This window comes from Rhodococcus sp. S3 (assembly GCF_058211795.1).
The window spans coordinates 2517624-2537593 of record NZ_CM177074.1; the positions used below are offsets into that span (position 1 = coordinate 2517624).

The following is a 19970-nucleotide window of genomic DNA, read 5'->3' on the forward strand; positions in this document are numbered from 1 at the left end:
TCATGAGAAAACTTATCTACGACTTCGGCGTGTCCCTCGACGGTTACATCAACGACCGCGACGGCAACATCGACTGGACCGACCCCAACGACGAACTGCACCAGTTCCACAACGACCGGTTCCGTCAGCTCGAGCTCTCGCTGCACGGCCGGCGGATGTACGAGCTGATGGCCGAGTACTGGCCGCACCTGCCCGAGGACGCCTCGCCCATCGAACGCGACTTCGCCGAGTTGTGGACGACCACGCCCAAGGTCGTCTTCTCCCGCACCCTCACCGAGGTCCACTGGAACAGTCGCCTCGTCAGCGACGACGCGGTGGAGGAGGTGCGCAGGCTCAAGACCGAGGGCGACGGCGTCATGGAGGTCGGTGGGGCAAATCTCGCCGCGTCGCTGATCCCGCACGGTCTCATCGACGAGTACCAGGTGTTCGTCTCACCCGTCCTGCTCGGTGGAGGCACACCGATGTTCCCGCCCCTGGAGAAGCGCGTCGATCTGCGCCTGGTCGAGACACGACAGTTCACGACCGCCGTGATGCTGCGCTACCTCGCCGACTGAGGACCGCCGGCCGGATCAGAAGAGCTCGGGCGTCACCGGCGGAACGTCGTCGAGGAACGCCGTCACCATCGGCGCCAGCACGTTGGCCTCTCCGGAGATGCCGAGGTGTGACATCGCCGGGAGGATCACCAGGCGTGCCCGAGGAACCTTCTGCAGCATCCCCGTCGCCGCTGCTTCCTCGTCGCCGCCACCGAGCAAGCGGAACATCGTCACCGCGTGTTCCGGTTTCACGCCGTCCGCGTCGCCGACGATCACCATCGTGTTCGCAATGATCGACCGCATCTGTTCGTCCGTGATCTGCTGGTCCTCGATGTTGAGGACCTTCATCTTGTCGACGTAGACGGCGAACGCCGCGGGATCGGGCGTGTGCTCCATGAACGACTTCTCGACGGAGGAACCGGCGAACACCTCGGCATCGAGATGTCCGACGCCCTCGAGCACCGACGCGTACCAACCGTCCTGTCGGTAGGTGGCCGACAACGTGACGAGCTTTCCGACGAGGTCCGGATGCCGGAGCGCCACCTGCAACGCCACCCCGCCGCCCTGCGAATAACCCATCACGTCCGCACGCTCGACGTTCAGAGCCCGCAGCAACTCCGCCGCATCGTCGCCGAACTGCTCGTACGACATCGGACGATCGGTGTCCGGGGTGCGACCGTGCCCCTGCTGATCGAAGAGGATCACCGGGCGCCGTTCGGCGAAGGCGGTCACCCAGGACGGCATCGACTCGGTGCTCATGAACGCGCCGGGAATCAGCAGCAAGGGCAGCGGAGCGGACCCGCCGAGTTCGCCGTGCACCTCGAAGTACAGACTCAGGCCGTTGATGGGCAGATGTCCGCTGCGCGAGGGTGTCGAGTCCGCCATGTCACCCGGCCCTCACTGCGCGCCGGTGCCGGGACCGTAGAGCCGCGCCACGTCGGGGGAGTCGAGCCACCCCGAATAGGTCGGCGACTGCGGCCAGCCCTCGGGCGAGTCCTGCCATTCCTCCTGACGGCCCCACGGAAGAAGGTCGATCAGCGCGAAGGTGTAGCTGAGCTGTTCGGTGCCCCGGCCCGTGGTGTGCCAGGTGCGGTAGACCTTGTCGCCGTCGCGCAGGAACACGTTGACCGCGAACCCTCCACCGGGAGGTGCGTCGACGTCGGCGCCGAACGAACTCTCCGACGACGAGTACCACTCCATCGTGTTGCCCACCTTCGCCTTGTAGGCGAGGGCTTCGTCGATCGGCCCGTTGGTGACGATGACCATGCGGGCGTCGTAGTTGTCGAGGATGCCGAGCCGGGTCCACTGCGTCGTGAGACTCGTGCATCCGCCGCACTGCCATTCGGCACCGTCGGAGCACATGTGGTGATAGGTGATGAGCTGCGAGCGGCCCTGGAACACATCGACGAGCCGGATCGGGCCGTCGGCGCCGATCAGCGTGTAGTCGGGCAGTTCGATCATCGGCAGCCGGCGGCGCTGCGCTGCGATGGCGTCGAGTTCGCGAGTGGCGGCCTTCTCCCGTCGCCGTAGGTCGTCGAGCGCCGACCGCCATGTCTGCTCGTCGACGATCGGAGGAAGGGCGCGGGTGGTCTGCTGGGTCATGACGTCTCCCGGAGCCGGACGGATCCGTTCACGAATGTTGACCGGGGCAGGAGCCGGAAATCATCGTGGACGCGGCCACGAGTCCGAACGCCGGAGTGGAGCACGGCCCCGTACCGACCGGTATGTAGTGTCGTCGCGTGTCTCCTGATCCGTCTGTGGCCGACCTGATCGACGGCGCGTGCAAGGTGCTGCGCGCCTACAAGCACGACGAGGTCGCCGACCGCGCCGAACGCAAACTCGCCGACACCGGCCGGCCGACGTCGATCGTGGTGGTGGGGGAGATCAAGCGCGGCAAGAGTCTGCTGGTCAGCGCTCTCATCGGCCGCGACGGCGCCGCTCTCGACGACGTCGAGCACTCGACCGCCGTCGCAACCCGTTTCGTCACCGCCACCGACGATTTCCCGGAGGGCACCGCCGAATTGGTGTTCCCCGACGGGCGCCGGCGCATCGACCGCGCCGAGCTGGGGGAGTGGATCACCACCGGCGGCCGCTACGTCCAGGACCCGACCGTCGAGGCGCTGCCGGTCGCGGCGGTCGTGCCGATCGCGTCCGAGAAGCTCACGAACGCGTCGATCGTCGACACTCCCGGCATCGGCGGCCTCGACCCCCGGCACGCGGCGATGGCCGCTCACTCCGCCGATCGGGCCGCCGTGCTCGTGCTGGTATGCGATGCGTCGACCCCGCTGACCGAACCGGAGATGCGGTTCCTGCGCGAGAGCGCTGCCGGAGTGGAGAACGTGCTGGTCGTGGTCACCAAGACCGACAAGAACCTCACCCGCTGGGAACAGATCGTCGCGGAGAACCGCCGCGCCGTCGCGGAACACGTCGGCCGCGACATCCCCGTCGTCGCCGTCTCGAGCGTGCGAGCCCTGGCCGCGACCGCGCTACCGCCCTCCCCGGTGCGCGAGCGCAGCCTCGCCTGCTCCGGTCTCCCCGGACTGTGGGGGATGCTCGACGAGCGGGTCGCCGCCGCACGGCACCGCCCCGAAGCCGATGCGCTGCGCGTCGCCCTCGACGGGTTGCGCCGCATCGAAACCGGAATCAGCGACGAACTCTCCGTGGTGCGCGACGGCGAATCCGCGATCCCGGACCTGACCGCCGAGATGGAACGGCTGAAGGGGCTCAAGGACGAGGCGCAGCAGTGGGAACAGCACCTGCAGCGCGACCTCACCCTCGCGCGGCAACGGGCGATCACCCGCCTCGACGAGGAGCTCGCCCGCGTGCGCGAGGACTGGACGACACGCATCAACAAGTCGTCGATGCAGGTGCTGCGGCGCTGCCCGCAGGTGTTCACCGCCCAGATCCAGGCCGACCTGCTCGACGCGATGGCCACCACCGCGCAGGTCTTCCTCGACGACCTCGAGAAGATCGTCACCGACCTCTTCGACGACCCGCAGCAGTGGGAGCACATCCGCGAGATCACCCTCGAGGCGCTGCAGACCGATCCATTGGTGACCGGGGAGGTGGGCTCGAAACGCCAAGGGCTGCTGGATCCGAGCGTGCTGACGATGGGCATGATCGGCACCACCATGCTCGGCGCGGTGATCGGGGCCGGTGCCATCGCCGGCGTCGCCTGGGTGGCGATCAATCTCGGGTTCAAGGCGATGCGCACCGGCAAGACGAACCTGCTGACCTGGCTGCGCGAGACCCTCGCGACCGTGCGGACCGTCACGACCCGCATGCTCGAGGCCGCGATGGCCACCACCCGCCCGGAGATCGTGCTGCGTCGCCGCAAACACCTGCAGGACCGGATCACCGAGTTGCAGAAGCGTATCGACGAGGCCAAGCGCGCCGCGCAGGCGGACGCCGCGACCCGCACCGCGAACATCGAACGACTGGAGAAGAACCTGCGCATCACTCGCGCCCGCATCACCCCGATCGATACGGCTCTGAGGGGAGGTGCCGCATGAGCGCCCCGCACATCCCACCGCAGACCGGGGCACCCGATCCGGTGCACCAGCGCATCGACGCCGCCCTGCACCAACTCGCCGCGCTCGGCGGTGATCTCGTCGCCCACGCCAACCGTATCGGCGCGATCCTGTGGTCACCGCCGCGCATCGTCGTCGTCGGGCGGCTCAAGGCCGGCAAATCCACCCTGGTGAACGCGTTGATCGGGGCGCCGGTCGCCGAGACCGCGGCGCTCGAGGCCACCAATGTCGTCACCGTCTACGAGAACGGTGCGCCCTCCCGCGCCGACGTGGTGTCCACCGATGGCACCCGTCGACCCGTGCCGCTGGCACTCGGCACCACCGTCGACCTCGGCGTCCCGCCGGAGCAGGTCGCGTACGTGCACCGCTACCTGCCCTCCCATGCGCTGAGCACCATCACCCTCGTCGACACCCCCGGTCTGGCGACACTGACCGTCACCAACGCCGCCGCCACCGAGCGCGCCCTGATCGACGGATTCGAGCAGACCCGCTCGGCGTCCGTCGACGCCGACGCGGCGGTGTTCCTGTTCGACTCGATGCCGCGCACCGACGAGGTCGAATTCCTGCAGCGCCTCGGCTTCACTCCGCTGAACACACTCGGAGTGCTGTCGCGCGCAGACGGTTTCGGCCGCGGGGTGCTCGGCAACCGCGATCCGCTCGGACACGCCGCCGAACACGCGAACGTGCTCGCGCGGCGGTTGGCGGGACAGGTCGGCACGGTGGTGCCGGTCGCCGGGTTGCTGGCGCAGACCTCCCACACCGGTGCGTTCACCGACGCCGACGCCCACGCGCTCGTGGCGCTCGCCCCACTGGCCCCGCTGGAGTTGTTCGATCTGCTCGACGCGGATCCCGCCGCGCTGCCGGTGCCGCGCGATCAGGTGTGGCGACTGCTGGAGCTGATCGGGGAGTACGGGCTCGTGCACGCCCGCGCGCAGGCAACGGGTGGGGCGCACCAGGTCAACCAGTGGTTGTCCGGGGTGTCCGGCGTCCATCCGCTGCGAGCGGTGCTCGAACAGTCGTTGCGTCGCTTCGCGGTGCTGCACCGCGCCGGCCGGATCCTCGCCGAACTCGACGCCCTCGTCTATTCGCATCCGGCGCGCGACGCCATCCGGCAGATCGTCTCGGCGCTGCGCACGGACCCGGCGCTGGTGCCGGTGGAGTTGTTGCGGGCGTTGCGATCTCTGCTGCAGGCCGACCCGAGCGCGCCGGCGGTCGACGAACTGGTCCAGGTGCTGCGCGGCGGCACGATCGCCGAGGCGTTGGGGCTGGAGCCGACGGCGTCACCCGAGCAGATCCGAGCGATGGCGCAACAGAAGCTTGTCGCGGTGCAGGCCCAGAGCGTGTCGACGCGGTCGGCGGCGGAGGACACGGCGCTGACAGCGCTGACGCACGCCTATACGGTGATCGTCCGCGGACACTGACCCGGTCGGTGGGTTACGCGCCGAGATCGGGTTCGTCGACGTTGTCGGTGAAGCCGAACGAGGCTGCCTCGTCGTCGGATGAAGCCTCGCCGTTGTCGTCGTCGACAAGGCCGGGGTCGATTCCACCTGCGCTGTCGAGGTCGGCATCGGGGTCGAGGGCAGGATCGAGGTCGACAGAGTCGACGGTGACCGTCTCCGGAACGATCTCGTCGTCGTCCGGGATCAACGAGGTATCGACCGCGGCAGTGCCGGGGTCGGTGGCGATGTCGAGCGCGCGCTCCCAGACCTGATCGGGCAGTTCCGGTAGGTCGGCGAGCACATCGATACCGAGCAGCTCCCCCAGTGAGGGCACCGGATCGGTCTCATCGCTTGTCATGGGCTCTTCCTTCTTCCCCCGTTGTCCGTCGTCGTCAGGTTGGAGTCGTGTGGGCCCCGGAATGTTCCTGCCACGTCCCAATCTACCGGTCAGGGATCGAGACCGGCGGGATCGAGGCGGGCGGGATCGAGCAGTTCGACGAGTTGTGCTCGCCCCCGGTTGATGCGGGTCTTGACCGTCGCGACCGGCACGTTCTGATGCTCGGCGATCTCGGCGTAACTCATCTGGGCGTATTCGCGGAGCACGACCGCGACGCGGAACTGTTCCGGGAGTCGAGCGAGGGCGTGACGCACCGCGTCGGTGTCGACGACGCGATCGGCCGGTCCCGGCACCGTGGAGGCCCGACCGAGGTCGATCTCGTCGTCGGGGATCTCGCGGCGCTTGCGCACGATCGCCAGCGCGGCGTTGCTCGCGATGCGGTAGAGCCAGGAACCGAAGCGGGAGGTGCCCCGGAATTTGTCGAGGTTCTGCCAGGCGGCGATCAGGGCGTCCTGCAGGGCGTCCTCGGCGTCGTGGCGGTTACCGGTGATCTGTACACATACCGCCCACACCTGGGTGCGCGACGGTTCCACCAGTGCGGCGAACGCGGCCCGGTCGCCGGACCGGCACCGTTCGATCAACTCCGTCTCGTGCATGGCACCCCCATCTGTACGCGGAGTAACCTACCCGGCCGCGTCGCGCAGCGGTCCGGTGACCGCCCTCGGTGTCGTGCACCGACGGTCACCGGACCGCGAGGAGGTCAGTTCTCGCCGAGGCCCATCTCCTCGGCGCGGACGAACTTCACGTACTGAGTGGCCACGCGCTGCGGCACGGTGCGCAGCGTGTCGGAGTCGGGATTCTCGTTGCCGATCGAGCGGAAGCCGGACAGTTCGGCCACGTAGCGGCCGTAGGTCATCAGGCACGCGGCGGCTCGACCGTCGGCGACGTCGCCCGACCAGCAGGTGGTGTTCGGAAGACCTTGCGTCAGCGAGGGGTCCTCGACCAGGTCCGGATACGTCTCGGCCGTGTGTGCAGCGAACGCGTCCTTCAGGACTTCGGCCTCGTCCGGGCCCGCGGTGCGATAGACGACGCTGTTGACCTTCGCGACACGATCGGTGCCGGTCTGCTCGAACACCACCTCGGTGTCGGCTGGAGCGGAGTCGTAGTGCAACCAGCCGTCCGGTCCGTAGACCGCCATGTCGGAGTTACGTGAGTACTCGCTGTCGACGAATCCCACGGCCCGGGCCATCACCTTGTCCAGATCGATGGGCAGCGAGGCGATCTCGTCGGTGGGGGTGGCCGGGAACCGGTCGAGCAGCTCGATCTGCTGTTGCACACCGCGCGTCGCGGTATCGGTGATCCACTCGGTCCCACCGCTGTCGTCGCCGCTGTAGGTGTAGACGACGAACATGCCGCGTGTGGTGAGCGTGCTCAGGGACGTGGTGGCCAGTTCCGGCCAGGAGTAGGTGGTGGCCAGTGTGTCGGGCAGTTCCGGCAGCGTCGTCGGGGTCTCCGGACCGGTGGAGAACGGACCGTCCGCGGGCCCGAGCTTGTACTCGTACAGGGCCTGCGCGGCGCCGGCGGCGTCCTCGGGGGTGGGGAATCGCCAGACGCTGACACCGAACTCGCGGCTGTCGTCGTCGGTGCTCCGGAAGCTGGTGAAGGCGTTGATGATCGAGAATTCTTTCAGGATCTCGTTCTCGCTGCCGGAGAAGATGTTGCCCGTGCCGCCGAGGAACACGCCGTTGGTCGATCCGCCGACGGTGAGGGCCGGGTCGACGGTGTGCGGGTGGACGACGAACTCGGCGAGTCGCTGGCCTTCCACCGCCGGACCGAAATCCTCGGCCGCCATGCCCAGCGCAACGAAATCGCGCGGCTGGGTGTTGTAGTCACCGGTATCGAGCGAGTCGAGATCCACACCGGCAGAGGTCTGTTCGGTCGTGGTCTCGTCGACGACGGTGGCGTCGCTGTCGGACGAGCAGCCGGCCACGGTGACGACGGTGACGGCCGCCAGGGCCAGGGCGAGACGGCCGGTTCGAGGGATGTGCATGAGAAGAGGACTCCTGAAGAGGAAGGTATGGGAGGTAAGGCAGGTCAGGCGTTCCAACCGAGTTCGGCGAGCAGTGCTTCGCCGCGCTCCGTCGTCGTCGAGAACTGCGCGACGAGTCCGGTGGACTTGTCGATGACGGTGAAGTACGAGTTGCCGCCCGGTGGGTGGTCGTAGTCGGCGATACGCGTGCCGTCCGCCGAGACGATCCTGGTGTTGTCGTTCTTGGCGTCACGGAGCCGGATGAAGTTCGAGCGTGCGTACTGATCGTCCCGGTACGCCGACACGGATTCGTAGTCGGTGGGCTCCATGCCCAGCGCCTTCCCGAGGTTGGAATTGGGGCTGATCTGGCACCGCACCTGCATGGCACCTTCCGAGGAGAAGCCGGACTTCTCGCACGAACTCGACCCGGTGAGCAACTTGGTCGGCAGCAGTTCGACCACCTCGTCGGTGCTCTCGCTGCGATAGACCGAATCCGATGTCGCCGGGGGCGGTGCTCCGGTGTCCGACCTGTCCTCGGCCACAGCGGGGGCGGCTGCGGCGCCGGCCGCCGCTCCGTCGTCCGCGTCCCCACGGGTGAGTCCGAAGACCGCCCCGGCGGCGACGAGCACCGCCAGCACGGCGGCCCCGGCGATGAGCAGGGGCCGAGACGGCCGTGACCGCTCCACGTCGCGCGTCGGTGCCGGGTTCGGTTGCGCCGCCGGGGTACCCGGACGGGGAACGCCGGGTCGGGGTGCTGCGGGGCGGGGAGTGTCCGGTCGCAGCACCTCGGTGTCGAGGTCGGCGGCGGGTTCGGTGGTGCGTCCGCCGGCGACGAACCCGGCGGCGCCCTTGGCCACGACGGTCTTCGGGTCGTCGAGGGTGGCGATGGATCCGAGTTCGGACAGCCGCCGATGCACGTACGGGATCCGGGAGGAGCCGCCGGTCAGATACAGCGCCTGCAGACTCGACCGGTCCACCCCGGCATCGCGCAGCACCTGGGCGGCGAGCTGCACGCCACGGGTGATCTGCGGTTCGATGAGCTGCTCGAACTCGTCGCGGGTGATGGTGAAGGTCAGATCCGCGCCGTTGCCGGTGACCCGGATCGTCGCCGAGGGATGCTCGGAGAGCAGTTCCTTGGCGCGGCGGATCTGATCGTCGAGGGTGCGACGGGCGTCGAGCCCGTCCGGGGTGCGCAACCACGCCGCCAGATCCGGATCGTCGTCACGCAGGCGTTCGTCGACCCAGCGGGCGACGGTGGCGTCGAGGTTCTTGCCGCCGAGGGTGTTGTCGCCGCCGGCCCGGATGACCTCGAAGGTCCATTCGCTCGTCGCGGTGAGCACGGCGATGTCGAGGGTGCCGCCGCCGAAGTCGAACACCGCGATCGTCGAGCCCTTGACGATCTTCGCGTCGTGCTGGCGCGAGTAGTAGAACGCCGCGGCGCGGGGTTCGGAGATCAGCGAGACGCTGCCGCCGAGTCCGGCCAGGGATGCGGCGTGGCGCAGCACGTCGAGTTCGCGCTGAGACCAGGCCTCGGGGTGGGTGAGCACGACCTCCGCCGGCGGATGGTTGTTGTGCCGGGGTAGCGCCTGGTTGTAGACGGTGCGCAGGACCGAGGCGATGGTGTGGGCGACGGGGACGTCCTGGCCGCGGACCATCACCGACCCGACGGCCACGTGGGTCTTGGGGTAGGCGACGAAGCCGGCCGGGTCCACGGTGGCCTGGTTGATGGCCACGTCGCCGGTGGTGATCGCCCCGGTGTGGTCGACGTACACCGAGGACGGCATGAGGTTGGAGGTGTGGGTCAGCGGCAGTGATTCGACCCGGTCCGGCCCGATCCGGTGCGCCGCCGACGTGTTGGACGTGCCGAAATCGACCGCCAGAACCCAGCTCATCTCGATCGTGCCTTTCGAATGCGAACCGACAAAACCTGCATGGACGGTGCGATGACCGCCGCGGACTTTATAGCGGCGAACGGTCGTCGCCCGGTGGCGGGTGTCACGACGCCCCCGGACTGGGGTACTGCGCCGGCGGAACCTGCACCCGCACCTCGACGTACCGCAGGATCTGCCCCTCGTGACACCAGCCGGGCCGGATCATTGCGGCGACCAGGTTCTCGTCCGCCGGTGCCGCTGCCGGCGTCACCGCCACCGCACGGTGACGGCTCGGATCGAATCGCGTACCGGGCTCGACGGCCAGACGTTCGACCCCCAGATCGGCGAGTCGTGCGGTCGCGGCGGCGCGCTCGGGCCCGTCCGCCGCGACATCCGCCGCCGCGATCAGTTCGTCGATCCGCTCACGGATCTGCGGTGACATCACCTGCTTGCCCTTCGTCTCGGATCGGTCGGAGTGGGTCTCAGACCAGATCGGAACCGGCGTCGGTCGACTCGGAACCGTTGTCGAAGGCCGAGACGTCGACGTAGTCGTCGGCGATGCCGTCGCCGTCGTAGTCCACCGCACCGGAGTGCAGGTCCACCACCACGTCGACCTCGCCGTCGCCGTCCTCGTCGAAGACGGCCAGATCGAGGCGGCCGTCACCGTCGAGATCACCGGCGACGGCGTCGATGTAACCGTCACCGTCGCGGTCGAACTCGATCAGGTCGGCGTTGCCGTCGCCGTCGGAGTCGCTGATCTGCGCGTCGGTCCTGCCGTCGCCGTCGTAGTCCACCAGCGACAGGTCGACCTGTCCGTCGCCGTCCACGTCGACGTCGGCGACGCGGGTGCCGTCACCGAGGGTGTACTCGTCGAGCACGACCGGCTCGGTGGAGGCCGATCCGGAGGTCACGCTCGAGGTGGACTCGGCGTTCTCCGCGGCGGCGCGGTCGGAGGCCGAGGAGGCCGATCCGGCGGAGCTCGACGCACCCGAGTTGCTCGCCGATCCGTAGGACGAGTCCGAGCTCGAGGAGCCGGAGCTGTCGTACCGCTCGTAACGCTCGTAGGACTCGTAGCTCGTCGATCCCGACTGGTCGGACGACGAGGAGCCGTAGGACGAGTTGCCGTCGTAGGAGGACTGCGAGCCGTACGACGAGTCCGCACGGTCGCTGGCGGTGGACTGCGATGCGGCGCGGTCGGCGTTCGAGGAGCTGCTGCCGGGGAAGGAGTTGGTAGCCATGGTGGGTGCCTCTTTCGGTGTCTCGGTGACTGACACAGGTAAGAGAGACCGGGAGGCGGAAAGGTTCCCGCCGAATCGAACAAATTTCCGAGATTCCTGATCGGCGGTGAAAACGCCAGGTCACGGAGCTGCAACGGTCGGTGATCGTATCGGTTGCGAAACGCCGAACGGTGCGGCCGCATCAGCGACCGCACCGCTCGAAGGGGCTTCGAGAGGACCGTTACGCGCTCTGACGGACCGGCGTGTGACGACCCATCGCGGTGAGGGCGGCGCCGATCACCGCGGTGGCGGCGAGCCCGGCCAGTGCCGCGAGGAATTCGGTGCCACTGAGCGTGCCGTAGTCGGCGAGGCCGGGAAGACCGGCGAAGGCGGCGTCACCGACCGGCAGCGAATAGGCACCGACGATGTGCTCGAGACCGTCCGGACTACCGGACGCGCCGAGAGCCAGCGCACAGGCGCTGACCACGCCCAGACCGCCGATCGCGGCGAGACCACGTCGGACGGCAACAGGAGTGACGGAGGACCGTGCGTCCCACGCGGCGACGCCGGGCGCGAACGCCATCACGGCGCTCAGCACGGCAGCGGTGATGAGGGCTTCACCGAGGCCGATGGTCAGGTGGACCGCAGTCAGATCGCCGATGAACGCTGCTGCGGCGCCGGTTCCGGCGGTCGCCGAGTACGCGACGCCGAGAACTGCGGCACTCACCGGCACGGACAGACCGGCGCCGACGGCGGCGGTGGTCCGCGTCAGCTTCCCGAGGCCGAGTCGCTCGGCGCCGGTACGGACACCGGCGGTGACGAGGACGGGCAGCACCGCCATCAGCAGCACGTTCACCCCGAGGGCGTTGATCCCGCCGTCCCCGAACAGCAATGCCTGCACACCGACGACGGCGGTCATCGCGAGAAGCGCGAGCCGGGGCCCGAGAAGCGCGGTCGCGAGAGCGCCGCCGATGAGATGGCCGCTGATGCCGCCGGCAATGGGGTAGTTGACCATCTGAGCGCCGAAGATCATCGCTGCGGTCGTTCCGGCGAGAAGGGTGTCCCGGCTCGTGATGCGCGGCCGCCCGGCGGTGGCGGCGAGGACGACCGCACCGGTGGCGATCGCCGCGGCGGGCGCGGTGGCGCTCATGGGAAGGAAATGGTCAGGGACGTGCATGGGTGAGACTCCCTTCGAGGGTGGACGGGTGAACGTGTGCGGAGCGCCAGGAGCGCCAGGTCGACTCGAGTGGCGAGGAGTGGGTATCGGCACCGAGGAACCGCAGCAGGCTGCCGGGCCCTTCGAGCTGGACGACGCCGTCGCCCTCGGCGCGTCGCCCGTAGGTCGCGATGACGTCGTGCACCCGCGCGGAACCGAGGATCCCGGGCTCGGGGAACGCGCCGTGCGCGTACAACTCCTCGACGAAGAGGGGACGACGATCGAGAGTGACCGAGGTACGGCTGCGGATCGCGCCCCCGGTTTCTCCGTGGCGTCCGAGGACGAGGGTCTCCCGCATGCTCGCGGCGGCATCGGAGGCGAGTTCGATCCGGGTGTCGCGGTGCACGCGGGCGCCGGTGGCGATCACGAACGGGTAGGTGTCCCAGACGAGAGTGCCGCCCTCGGCGACGGTGATCCGCACGTCCCACCGGGACAACCGGTTGTCGGCGTCGTAGGCGACGGTGCCACCGATGTCCTGCAGTTCGAGCGTGCACCCGGCGTCGACGTGGACGTCGACGGTCACCGAGTCACCACCGAGCAACAGCGCGCCGGCGGCGACGAGGGCGACACGCGCGTGGTCCGGACCGACCTCGACCGTGCGGGGGACGAGCATGCCCGCCCGCAGGGCCAGGCGTGCCCGGTCCGGTGCGCGGTCGATACGGATCGTGGTGCGGGACATGATCAGTCGTGCGTGTGTGCGACGGCGTGATCGTGGCTGTGACCGTGACCGTGACCGTGCCCATGGCCGTGATCGTGGTCGTCGTCCTCGTCGGCGTGGAAGTGCGGAGCCATCGGACCGGGATCGACAGGGGTGTGCGACCCGGCGCGGTGGGCCGCCAGCATCTCGCGCACCCAGTCACCGAGCGCCTGCACGGATGCGGCGTCGGTCCGGGACAGCGCCAGCACCGGTCCGCCTTCGCGGGCCTTCTCGGCGTCGGCGACCATCTGCGGCACGTCGACACCCACATAGGGGGACAGATCGGTCTTGTTCACCACGAGCAGGTCGGCGCGGCTGATGCCCGGACCGCCCTTGCGGGCGACGTCGCCACCACCGGCGACATCGAGCACGAAGATCTGTGCGTCGACGAGCGCGGGGGAGAAGGTCGCGGTGAGGTTGTCGCCGCCGCTCTCCACCAGGACGACGTCGAGCGGCGCGAAGTCGCGTTCGAGATCCTCGACGGCCAGCAGGTTCATGGTCACGTCGTCGCGGATCGCGGTGTGCGGGCACGCACCGGTCTCCACCGCGCGGATGCGCTCGGGGTCGAGCACGCCCGCCGAGCGGAGGAAACGGGCGTCCTCGTCGGTGTAGATGTCGTTGGTGATCACGCCGAGCTGCAGCTCGGACGCGAGGGTGCGGCAGATGGTCGCGATCAGCGAGCTCTTGCCCGTGCCGACGGGACCGGCGACGCCGAGACGGAGCGAACTGGTGGTGGTGTGTTCAGGCACGGAACAGCCTTTCTGGAGCGGATGCGTGGGCTTCGGCCCACAATTCGGTCTGGGGACCACCGGTGGCCGGGATGTCCGCCGGATCGGTGAGAGCGGACAGCTCGGCGATGAGCGGTTCGAGATGAGCGCAGGCCTCGAGCGCCCATCGCGAACCGGTGGCCGGGTCGGTGGGGTGCAGTTTGAGGAAGGCCGCGACGATCGCCTGCGCCTCCTCGTACAGCACCAGTCGTGCGGTGTCGATCGCCGGGATGCGCGCGAGCGCCGCGATGGCCCCGACGACCAGTCCCCGCGAGGGCCGCGGGGTCCGGGTGTCGAGATCGTCGAGAACGGTGGAGGGCCACAGGTTCCGGGCCAGTCGCAGATAGCCGCGGGCCAGCAACCGGGACGCGTCGCGCTGGGCCGGGCCCGGAGTGCGCGCCGCCCAGTGGTCCTCGATCTCGTCGATCCGGAGCGTCAGGGCGGCTCCGGCAGCGGCGTCCACCGCGTGCCGGGTCACCACGGCGACGCCGGCCTCGACCGCCGCCGAGGTGCGCAACCGCGCGACGAGGAAGCGGCGCACCTCGGTCGGCGACATCCCACCCTGGAGCGCGGGTTCGAGCCCACCCGAGTTGACGTTCCCGCCGACCGGCGCGCGCCCGTCCGCGAGAAGGAGCAGCACCGTGGTGGGGGACAGAGTGTCGGGCAACATCAGAACATCGAATACAGCTGCGCGAGCGGCAGTTCGGTGGCCGGCGCCGGAACGACCCGCTCGCCGTCGATGTCGATGTCGAAGGTGTCGGGGCGGATCTCGATGCGCGGCAACACGTCGTTCTGCTTCATGTCGGCCTTGCCGATGTGCCGGGTCGGCCGCAGCGGCAACAGTCTGCGGCGCAACCCGAGTCGTTCTACCAGGCCGTCGTCGAGGGCGGCGGGGGAGACGAACGACACCGACGTGTGCGGAGCGAGCGCATCGCCGAACGCCGGTCGCTGCAGCACCGGTTGCGGCGTCGGGATCGAGGCGTTGGGGTCGCCGAGCGCGGCCCAGGCGATCGATCCGCCCTTGATGACCAGCGACGGCCGGATGCCGAAGAACTTCGGATCCCACAGGACCAGATCGGCCATCTTGTCGACCTCGATCGAACCGAGTTCGTGGTCGACGCCGTGCGCGATCGCAGGGTTGATCGTGTACTTCGCGACGTAGCGGCGGGCCCGTTCGTTGTCGGCGGGCATGCCGCCGTCGAGCTCCCCGCGCCGGTTCTTCATCACGTGCGCGACCTGCCACGTGCGGGTGATGACCTCACCGATGCGGCCCATCGCCTGGGCGTCGGACGAGGTGATCGACAGGGCACCCATGTCGTGCAGGATGTCCTCGGCCGCGATGGTGGTGGCCCGGATCCGGGACTCGGCGAACGCGAGGTCCTCCGGGACGGCGGGGTTGAGGTGATGGCAGACCATCAGCATGTCGAGGTGCTCGTCGACGGTGTTGATCGTGTGCGGCAACGTCGGGTTGGTCGAGCCCGGGATGATGTGCGGCAATCCGGCGATGCTCAGGATGTCCGGGGCGTGCCCACCACCTGCGCCTTCGACGTGGAAGGCGTGGATCGAGCGACCGCCGATCGCGGCGAGCGTGCTCTCCACGAAGCCCGCCTCGTTGAGCGAGTCCGAGTGCAGCGCGACCTGCAGTCCGTGCTCGTCGGCCGCGCGCAACGCCGCATCGATCGCGGCGGGAGTGGAGCCCCAGTCCTCGTGCACCTTGTACCCGGCGGCACCGGCGAGGGCCTGTTCGCGCAGCCCCTCGGCGGAGATGGTGTTGCCCTTGCCGAGCAACAGCACGTTCACCGGCAGCGCGTCGAGCGCGCGGTGCATCTGCATCAGATGCCACGGGCCCGGCGTGACGGTGGTGGCCTTCGATCCCTCGGACGGACCGGTTCCGCCGCCGGCGATCGTGGTGATGCCGGTGGCGAGTGCTTCGACGATCTGCGACGGCGACAGCAGGTGCACGTGCGAGTCGAAGGCGCCCGCGGTGAGGATGCGACCTTCACCGGAGATGATGTCGGTGGACGGGCCGATCTGCAGCTTCGGGTGCACGCCGTCCGCGATGTCCGGGTTGCCGGCGCGGCCGAGGGCGACGATGCGGCCGTCGCGGATGCCGACGTCGGCGCGCACGATGCCCCACCAGTCCAGCAGGATCACGTTCGTGATCACGGTGTCGGGAGCGCCCTCGGCTCGGGTCGTCACACCTTGGGCCATCGATTCGCGGATGGACTTGCCGCCCCCGAAGACGGCTTCCTCGCCGCCGAAGGTGCGGTCCTCCTCGATCTGGATCCACAGGTCGGTGTCGCCCAGGCGCACCTGGTCGCCGACCGTCGGTCCGTACAGTGCCGCGTACTCGGCGCGTGTGATCTCCACGTTCTCAGTCCTCCTGCTTCCGCACCTGGATGCCGGGTACGACGCGTCGCCCGCGCAGGGCGACGGCGCCCAGCTCGCGGCTGCTGCCGGGTTCGAAGCGCTGCGAGGTCCCCGACGGGATGTCCAAGCGGTAGCCCTGCGCGCGTTCGCGGTCGAATTCGAGGGCCGCGTTCGCGTCCGGCAGGTGGATGTGCGATCCGATCTGGATGGGACGGTCGCCGGTGTTGAGGAAGACGAGGGTGATGCGCTCGTCGTCGGAGCGGTCCGCGTTGAGGGTGAGGGAGCCCTCGGCGACGCGAATCGCTCCGGGTCCCGAAGTCGGTCCGGATGCCATGTCGGAGCTCCTTTCAGGAAATCGGGTGGTGGATCGTGACGAGCTTGCGTCCGTCCGGGAAAGTGGCCTCGACCTGCACGTCGGTCAACATCTCGGCGACACCGTCCATGACCTCGTCGCGGGCGAGGACCTCGCGGCCCTTCACCATGAGGTCGGCGACGTCGGCGCCTTCGCGTGCCCGTTCGATCACCCAGGTGGACAACAGGGCAACGGCTTCGGGATAGTTCAGTCGGACGCCGCGGTCCCGCCGGTCGCGCGCCACCATGCCGGCGACGGCCAGAAGGAGTTTCTCGGTGTCGGCGGGAGTCAGCTGCATATGTCGTTCTTTCGTGCGAGTCGGCGGTCGTGCAATCGATGCCGATCATGCGCGGCTGTTGTTTCGCGGACGTTACCCCCGCGTATCGCGGAGAAATCCGGACACGCCGACCTCAGAAGTGCTGCCGCACTGCGTGACCGCGACGACACCCGGAGCGGGATGTCTCTACCGTCGTTCTGGTCGAACAGTCCTACGGCCGCTCCCGATCGATCGGAAACGGCCGTAGGTCAGCGATATTCGAGACGTTCGTCGCTAGGACGGAACGGAGACCTCCTGATATCCCGCGAGGATTTCGTCGGTGTGTTCCCCGTGCAGCGGCGGCGCCGACCGCAGCGGTGGTCGCTGCCCACCGAAATTGACCGGGAACGCGCTAAGGTAAGTGTGGTGCCAGGGCCGGATCATCCCTCGAAGGAGGCGGTATCGGAATCCGTCGCGGATGTCAGCCCAGTGCGCCGACACCCTTACCGATCAGTGTCACGCCGATGACCAGTACCAGCACGCTCATCACCGCAGTGTTGTGGGCGCGCAACCAGGATTCGAGCTCGTCCAAGGGGCCGCGCAGGCGGTCGGCCGCCAGCAGATAGCCCAGTACCGGCAGCACCACGGTGGACGCCGCGAGAATCGCGAACACCGCGATGGACACGACGGTGCCGCCGCTCGTCAGATCGGCACCACCGATCGCGACACCGGCCGCGGCACACATGATCAGATTCTTCGGGTTGATCGCAGCGAGCGCGAAACCCAGCCCGGCGCTCTTGGCGACGGTCATGTGATCGATCGTCTTCATCCATGCCGGAGTGTCGTGTTCGGCGCGACGATTGCGCCACTGACGGAGACCGACGACCAGCAACAGCACACCCAGGACGATCTCGATCGTTGCCCTCGATGTCGACGGATCGTCCTGCGAATCGGTGACGACCCCGCCCAGAAGAGCGAACACCACCGTGGCGACGACGATGCCGACCAGCCAACCGCCCGCGAATCCGAGGCTGGTGGTTCTCGCCCGGTCGGAGAGCAGCATGAGGATGGTCGCGATGATCGGAACGGGGGAGACCGCCACACCGACGGCCAGCGGAAGCAGTTGTCCCAGTACCGCGCCCATCGGTGCTCCTGTCGTTGGAAGCAGACGCCCGTATTGTGCTCCCCCGGACACGGAATTCGTGCAGAACGACGGTTCGGGGCGGATTCATCCGGCGCAGTCGACCTCGAGTCGAATCGAGGTCACAGTGGGGATCGATGAGATCGGCGAGTTGCACCGGTCTGTCCGAGTAACGCCCGATCCGCGCCACCGACGCGGACGGGAACGAACCTCGATCGCGAAGGAGCCGATCATGGGACAGGCACACCACATCACAAGGACCACCGAGGACGTGATCGACCGGTTCGACCGGGCGTTCCGCTACTCGAAGACCGCACCGACCGTCACTGCACCGGAAGGTTGAGCAACGGTGACCACCGTCAGTGCCAACGGGGTCGATCTGGGCATCGAGTCCTTCGGCGACGCGGACGCACCACTCGTCCTGCTCGTCGGCGGGACGACGATGCTCTCGTGGCCCGACCAGCTGTGCGAGCGGCTCGCAGCGGATGGGCGTCGTGTCGTGCGGTACGACCTGCGGGATTGCGGGGAGTCGACGACGAAGGACCCGGACGCCCCCGGCTACACCCTGCGCGACCTCGCCGACGACGCGGCAGCCCTCGTCGACGCGCTCGATGGCAGGCCGGCGCATCTAGCGGGCATCGGTGTCGGCGGGATGGTCGCCCAGGTCGCTGCGCTCGACCATCCCGCCACGTTCCGGGCCCTGACTCTGGTCGGGACGCGTCCGGTCGCCCCGGGCCCGTGCGACCGCGACCTTCCCGATCACGACACAGCGACGATGAAGCGCATGTTCGCACTTCCGATGCCCGAGTGGGCCGATCGCACGGCCGTGGCAGAATTCGCCGCCGCCCGCGCAGCAGTCCTCGGCGACGATCCGGACGCCGCGCGCCTGGTCGCCGAGCGCATCTGGGACCGCACCCCGAACGACCGACCGTCGGCCCACTCCGCGAATCAGCTCGGAATGGTCTTCGCCGGACTCGACTGCACGCCCCGCTGGCGAGAACGCTTGCCCGAGGTCGGCATCCCGGCCCTCGTCGTGCACGGTCGCCGGGATCCGTTCTTCCCCGTCGGCAACGGAGAAGCCATCGCACGCGAGATCCCGGGAGCGCGGTTGCTCGTCCTGGACGATGCCGGCACCGCGGTCCCTGTTGCGGCGGTCGACGAGATCGCCGAGGCGATGCTCACGTTGGACTGGTAGTCGCTCACGCCGACCAGGACCGCCAGCGCAGCCTGTCGATGGTGATCACCGGTCCCGGTGGTCGTTTCGCCTGGTACTGCGGGTATTTGCGGACGAGCGCGTCGATGCCCGTAGTTCCCTCGGCAGTGTCGGCGTCGTGGACCGTGGCGATGCCGTCGATGCGGACCCACCACAGCTGCGACCAGTCGTCGCTGTAGTGGTCGACGAGCACGCACACCCGCGGGTTCTCTGCGATGTCGGCGAGGCGACGTAGGCGCCGGGTGGATTTGGGTTTGTCGTCGACGCACGTGTGGATCACGTCGCCGTCGAGGGCGAACACGATCGGAACGAGGTGCGGCTCGCCCGATCCGTCGGCGGTGGCGAGGCGGGCCACTCGGGCATCGGCGACCCTGCGACGGACATCCATGCGCCTCACGGTAACCCGACACGACCGCCTGCCCGGACACGGTGGTCCTGTCATCTCGATGTTCGGTTGTCGCCGCCCGTGCCGAGTCGGTTCCGGAACGACGGCACAATCCACAGACCGAAGAACATGAGTGTCGCTACCGCGGCCGCAACGATCGCGACGGGCATGTTCACCACGACGCTGAAGATCAGCAGGACGACTCCGACAAGGGCAAGACCCAGAGCCGTGAGGCCGGCGATCGCCAGTCGTTGTCCGGTCGCGACGAGCGTGGACAGGGCATGCTGCCGGAAGAGGAGGCGGTGAAGTCCGACCGGCGCGACAAGCATGATCACCGCGGTCACGGACAGCGCAACGGTGGCGAGGTAGATGACTTCCTGGGCGTCCGACAGTCCCTCGAAGCGCTGCTGGAACGGCAGGGTGAGCAAGAATCCTGTCAGAAGCTGAACACCGGTCTGCACCACTCGCAGCTCCTGGAGGAGATTGCTCCAGTTGCGGTCGAGTCGCTGGGTCTCGGTTTCACCGCGCACCCGATAGTTCCACTCGGCGTCGTCCCGGTGGCCCGTGCCGTCCATGCTCCGCTCCCTGCTCCGGCGATACCCGTCGATCGTTGCCGC

At 68.6% G+C, this 19970-nt stretch carries 22 protein-coding genes; 4 read left to right on the plus strand and 18 right to left on the minus strand.

Annotated elements, in window-relative coordinates:
* Positions 1 to 2 precede the first annotated feature (2 nt).
* On the plus strand, positions 3 to 554 hold the full coding sequence (locus tag AC0LPE_RS11735; RefSeq protein WP_272267369.1) for a dihydrofolate reductase family protein: 552 nt from the start codon (positions 3 to 5) through the stop codon (positions 552 to 554).
* Between the two features lie 15 nt (positions 555 to 569).
* Here the strand turns inward: AC0LPE_RS11735 and AC0LPE_RS11740 are convergent, their stop codons facing one another.
* Together AC0LPE_RS11740 and AC0LPE_RS11745 are read right to left on the minus strand one after the other, a co-directional pair.
* Complete coding sequence (locus tag AC0LPE_RS11740) at positions 570 to 1418, minus strand: alpha/beta fold hydrolase (RefSeq protein WP_088898589.1); 849 nt, start codon at positions 1416 to 1418, stop codon at positions 570 to 572.
* Positions 1419 to 1430: 12 nt separating this feature from the next.
* The gene (locus tag AC0LPE_RS11745) at positions 1431 to 2135 is read right to left on the minus strand and encodes a DUF899 domain-containing protein (RefSeq protein WP_490606278.1); all 705 of its coding nucleotides are present in this window, start codon (positions 2133 to 2135) and stop codon (positions 1431 to 1433) included.
* 137 nt (positions 2136 to 2272) lie between these two features.
* On the opposite strand from AC0LPE_RS11745, the gene AC0LPE_RS11750 reads away from it, so the two are divergent.
* The gene (locus AC0LPE_RS11750) at positions 2273 to 4045 is read left to right on the plus strand and encodes a dynamin family protein (protein WP_490606279.1); all 1773 of its coding nucleotides are present in this window, start codon (positions 2273 to 2275) and stop codon (positions 4043 to 4045) included.
* Positions 4042 to 5484: a GTPase gene (locus tag AC0LPE_RS11755; protein ID WP_039587271.1), complete on the plus strand. Its 1443-nt coding sequence runs from the start codon at positions 4042 to 4044 to the stop codon at positions 5482 to 5484. Before AC0LPE_RS11750 ends, AC0LPE_RS11755 begins: the two co-directional genes overlap by 4 nt.
* A 13-nt stretch (positions 5485 to 5497) precedes the next feature.
* On the opposite strand, the gene AC0LPE_RS11760 is transcribed toward AC0LPE_RS11755, so the two are convergent.
* The 14 genes from AC0LPE_RS11760 to AC0LPE_RS11825 form a co-directional block, all read right to left on the minus strand.
* Positions 5498 to 5860 (minus strand): hypothetical protein, encoded by a 363-nt coding sequence (locus AC0LPE_RS11760; protein WP_490606280.1) that lies wholly within the window; start codon positions 5858 to 5860, stop codon positions 5498 to 5500.
* Positions 5861 to 5949: 89 nt separating this feature from the next.
* Positions 5950 to 6495 (minus strand): RNA polymerase sigma factor, encoded by a 546-nt coding sequence (locus AC0LPE_RS11765; protein WP_016692266.1) that lies wholly within the window; start codon positions 6493 to 6495, stop codon positions 5950 to 5952.
* A 104-nt stretch (positions 6496 to 6599) separates the two neighbouring features.
* Complete coding sequence (locus tag AC0LPE_RS11770) at positions 6600 to 7889, minus strand: DUF7373 family lipoprotein (protein ID WP_039587275.1); 1290 nt, start codon at positions 7887 to 7889, stop codon at positions 6600 to 6602.
* Between the two features lie 44 nt (positions 7890 to 7933).
* Entirely contained in the window at positions 7934 to 9760 is a 1827-nt protein-coding gene (locus AC0LPE_RS11775) for an Hsp70 family protein (RefSeq protein WP_033098212.1), read from the minus strand.
* 103 nt (positions 9761 to 9863) lie between these two features.
* The gene (grpE, locus tag AC0LPE_RS11780) at positions 9864 to 10181 is read right to left on the minus strand and encodes a nucleotide exchange factor GrpE (protein WP_033098152.1); all 318 of its coding nucleotides are present in this window, start codon (positions 10179 to 10181) and stop codon (positions 9864 to 9866) included.
* Between the two features lie 40 nt (positions 10182 to 10221).
* Complete coding sequence (locus AC0LPE_RS11785) at positions 10222 to 10977, minus strand: hypothetical protein (protein ID WP_016692262.1); 756 nt, start codon at positions 10975 to 10977, stop codon at positions 10222 to 10224.
* A 220-nt stretch (positions 10978 to 11197) separates the two neighbouring features.
* Positions 11198 to 12106 (minus strand): energy-coupling factor ABC transporter permease, encoded by a 909-nt coding sequence (locus tag AC0LPE_RS11790; protein WP_229568139.1) that lies wholly within the window; start codon positions 12104 to 12106, stop codon positions 11198 to 11200.
* Positions 12107 to 12119: 13 nt separating this feature from the next.
* A complete protein-coding gene (locus AC0LPE_RS11795; RefSeq protein ID WP_272267384.1) occupies positions 12120 to 12851 on the minus strand; it encodes an urease accessory protein UreD in 732 nt (243 codons plus the stop codon).
* A gap of 2 nt (positions 12852 to 12853) precedes the next feature.
* Complete coding sequence (ureG, locus tag AC0LPE_RS11800) at positions 12854 to 13618, minus strand: urease accessory protein UreG (protein WP_490606281.1); 765 nt, start codon at positions 13616 to 13618, stop codon at positions 12854 to 12856.
* Complete coding sequence (locus AC0LPE_RS11805; protein WP_016692258.1) at positions 13611 to 14306, minus strand: urease accessory protein UreF; 696 nt, start codon at positions 14304 to 14306, stop codon at positions 13611 to 13613. The genes ureG and AC0LPE_RS11805 overlap by 8 nt, the downstream gene beginning before the upstream one ends.
* Positions 14306 to 16006: an urease subunit alpha gene (locus AC0LPE_RS11810; RefSeq protein ID WP_490606282.1), complete on the minus strand. Its 1701-nt coding sequence runs from the start codon at positions 16004 to 16006 to the stop codon at positions 14306 to 14308. Before AC0LPE_RS11810 ends, AC0LPE_RS11805 begins: the two co-directional genes overlap by 1 nt.
* Before the next feature lie 4 nt (positions 16007 to 16010).
* Entirely contained in the window at positions 16011 to 16340 is a 330-nt protein-coding gene (gene ureB, locus AC0LPE_RS11815; protein WP_088898586.1) for an urease subunit beta, read from the minus strand.
* A gap of 13 nt (positions 16341 to 16353) precedes the next feature.
* On the minus strand, positions 16354 to 16656 hold the full coding sequence (locus tag AC0LPE_RS11820) for an urease subunit gamma (protein ID WP_016692255.1): 303 nt from the start codon (positions 16654 to 16656) through the stop codon (positions 16354 to 16356).
* 439 nt (positions 16657 to 17095) lie between these two features.
* Positions 17096 to 17758: a GAP family protein gene (locus tag AC0LPE_RS11825; protein ID WP_160875482.1), complete on the minus strand. Its 663-nt coding sequence runs from the start codon at positions 17756 to 17758 to the stop codon at positions 17096 to 17098.
* A gap of 346 nt (positions 17759 to 18104) precedes the next feature.
* Between AC0LPE_RS11825 and AC0LPE_RS11830 the strand changes: the two genes are divergently transcribed.
* The gene (locus tag AC0LPE_RS11830) at positions 18105 to 18950 is read left to right on the plus strand and encodes an alpha/beta fold hydrolase (RefSeq protein ID WP_490606283.1); all 846 of its coding nucleotides are present in this window, start codon (positions 18105 to 18107) and stop codon (positions 18948 to 18950) included.
* 4 nt (positions 18951 to 18954) lie between these two features.
* Here the strand turns inward: AC0LPE_RS11830 and AC0LPE_RS11835 are convergent, their stop codons facing one another.
* Together AC0LPE_RS11835 and AC0LPE_RS11840 are read right to left on the minus strand one after the other, a co-directional pair.
* Positions 18955 to 19356: a TIGR03668 family PPOX class F420-dependent oxidoreductase gene (locus tag AC0LPE_RS11835; RefSeq protein ID WP_160875478.1), complete on the minus strand. Its 402-nt coding sequence runs from the start codon at positions 19354 to 19356 to the stop codon at positions 18955 to 18957.
* A 50-nt stretch (positions 19357 to 19406) separates the two neighbouring features.
* Complete coding sequence (locus AC0LPE_RS11840) at positions 19407 to 19928, minus strand: DUF6328 family protein (protein WP_490606284.1); 522 nt, start codon at positions 19926 to 19928, stop codon at positions 19407 to 19409.
* Positions 19929 to 19970 lie beyond the last annotated feature (42 nt).

Excerpts from the sequence above, each read along its gene's own strand:
- ureB (WP_088898586.1), bottom strand. The coding sequence starts at position 16,340 with ATGGCATCCGGACCGACTTCGGGACCCGGAGCGATTCGCGTCGCCGAG.
- AC0LPE_RS11765 (WP_016692266.1), bottom strand. The coding sequence starts at position 6,495 with ATGCACGAGACGGAGTTGATCGAACGGTGCCGGTCCGGCGACCGGGCC.
- AC0LPE_RS11790 (WP_229568139.1), bottom strand. The coding sequence starts at position 12,106 with ATGAGCGCCACCGCGCCCGCCGCGGCGATCGCCACCGGTGCGGTCGTC.
- AC0LPE_RS11805 (WP_016692258.1), bottom strand. The coding sequence starts at position 14,306 with ATGTTGCCCGACACTCTGTCCCCCACCACGGTGCTGCTCCTTCTCGCG.
- AC0LPE_RS11785 (WP_016692262.1), bottom strand. The coding sequence starts at position 10,977 with ATGGCTACCAACTCCTTCCCCGGCAGCAGCTCCTCGAACGCCGACCGC.
- AC0LPE_RS11745 (WP_490606278.1), bottom strand. The coding sequence starts at position 2,135 with ATGACCCAGCAGACCACCCGCGCCCTTCCTCCGATCGTCGACGAGCAG.
- AC0LPE_RS11740 (WP_088898589.1), bottom strand. The coding sequence starts at position 1,418 with ATGGCGGACTCGACACCCTCGCGCAGCGGACATCTGCCCATCAACGGC.
- AC0LPE_RS11825 (WP_160875482.1), bottom strand. The coding sequence starts at position 17,758 with ATGGGCGCGGTACTGGGACAACTGCTTCCGCTGGCCGTCGGTGTGGCG.
- AC0LPE_RS11775 (WP_033098212.1), bottom strand. The coding sequence starts at position 9,760 with ATGAGCTGGGTTCTGGCGGTCGATTTCGGCACGTCCAACACGTCGGCG.
- AC0LPE_RS11735 (WP_272267369.1), top strand. The coding sequence starts at position 3 with ATGAGAAAACTTATCTACGACTTCGGCGTGTCCCTCGACGGTTACATC.
- AC0LPE_RS11835 (WP_160875478.1), bottom strand. The coding sequence starts at position 19,356 with ATGGATGTCCGTCGCAGGGTCGCCGATGCCCGAGTGGCCCGCCTCGCC.
- AC0LPE_RS11795 (WP_272267384.1), bottom strand. The coding sequence starts at position 12,851 with ATGTCCCGCACCACGATCCGTATCGACCGCGCACCGGACCGGGCACGC.
- AC0LPE_RS11820 (WP_016692255.1), bottom strand. The coding sequence starts at position 16,656 with ATGCAGCTGACTCCCGCCGACACCGAGAAACTCCTTCTGGCCGTCGCC.
- grpE (WP_033098152.1), bottom strand. The coding sequence starts at position 10,181 with ATGTCACCGCAGATCCGTGAGCGGATCGACGAACTGATCGCGGCGGCG.
- AC0LPE_RS11760 (WP_490606280.1), bottom strand. The coding sequence starts at position 5,860 with ATGACAAGCGATGAGACCGATCCGGTGCCCTCACTGGGGGAGCTGCTC.
- AC0LPE_RS11770 (WP_039587275.1), bottom strand. The coding sequence starts at position 7,889 with ATGCACATCCCTCGAACCGGCCGTCTCGCCCTGGCCCTGGCGGCCGTC.
- AC0LPE_RS11840 (WP_490606284.1), bottom strand. The coding sequence starts at position 19,928 with ATGGACGGCACGGGCCACCGGGACGACGCCGAGTGGAACTATCGGGTG.
- AC0LPE_RS11755 (WP_039587271.1), top strand. The coding sequence starts at position 4,042 with ATGAGCGCCCCGCACATCCCACCGCAGACCGGGGCACCCGATCCGGTG.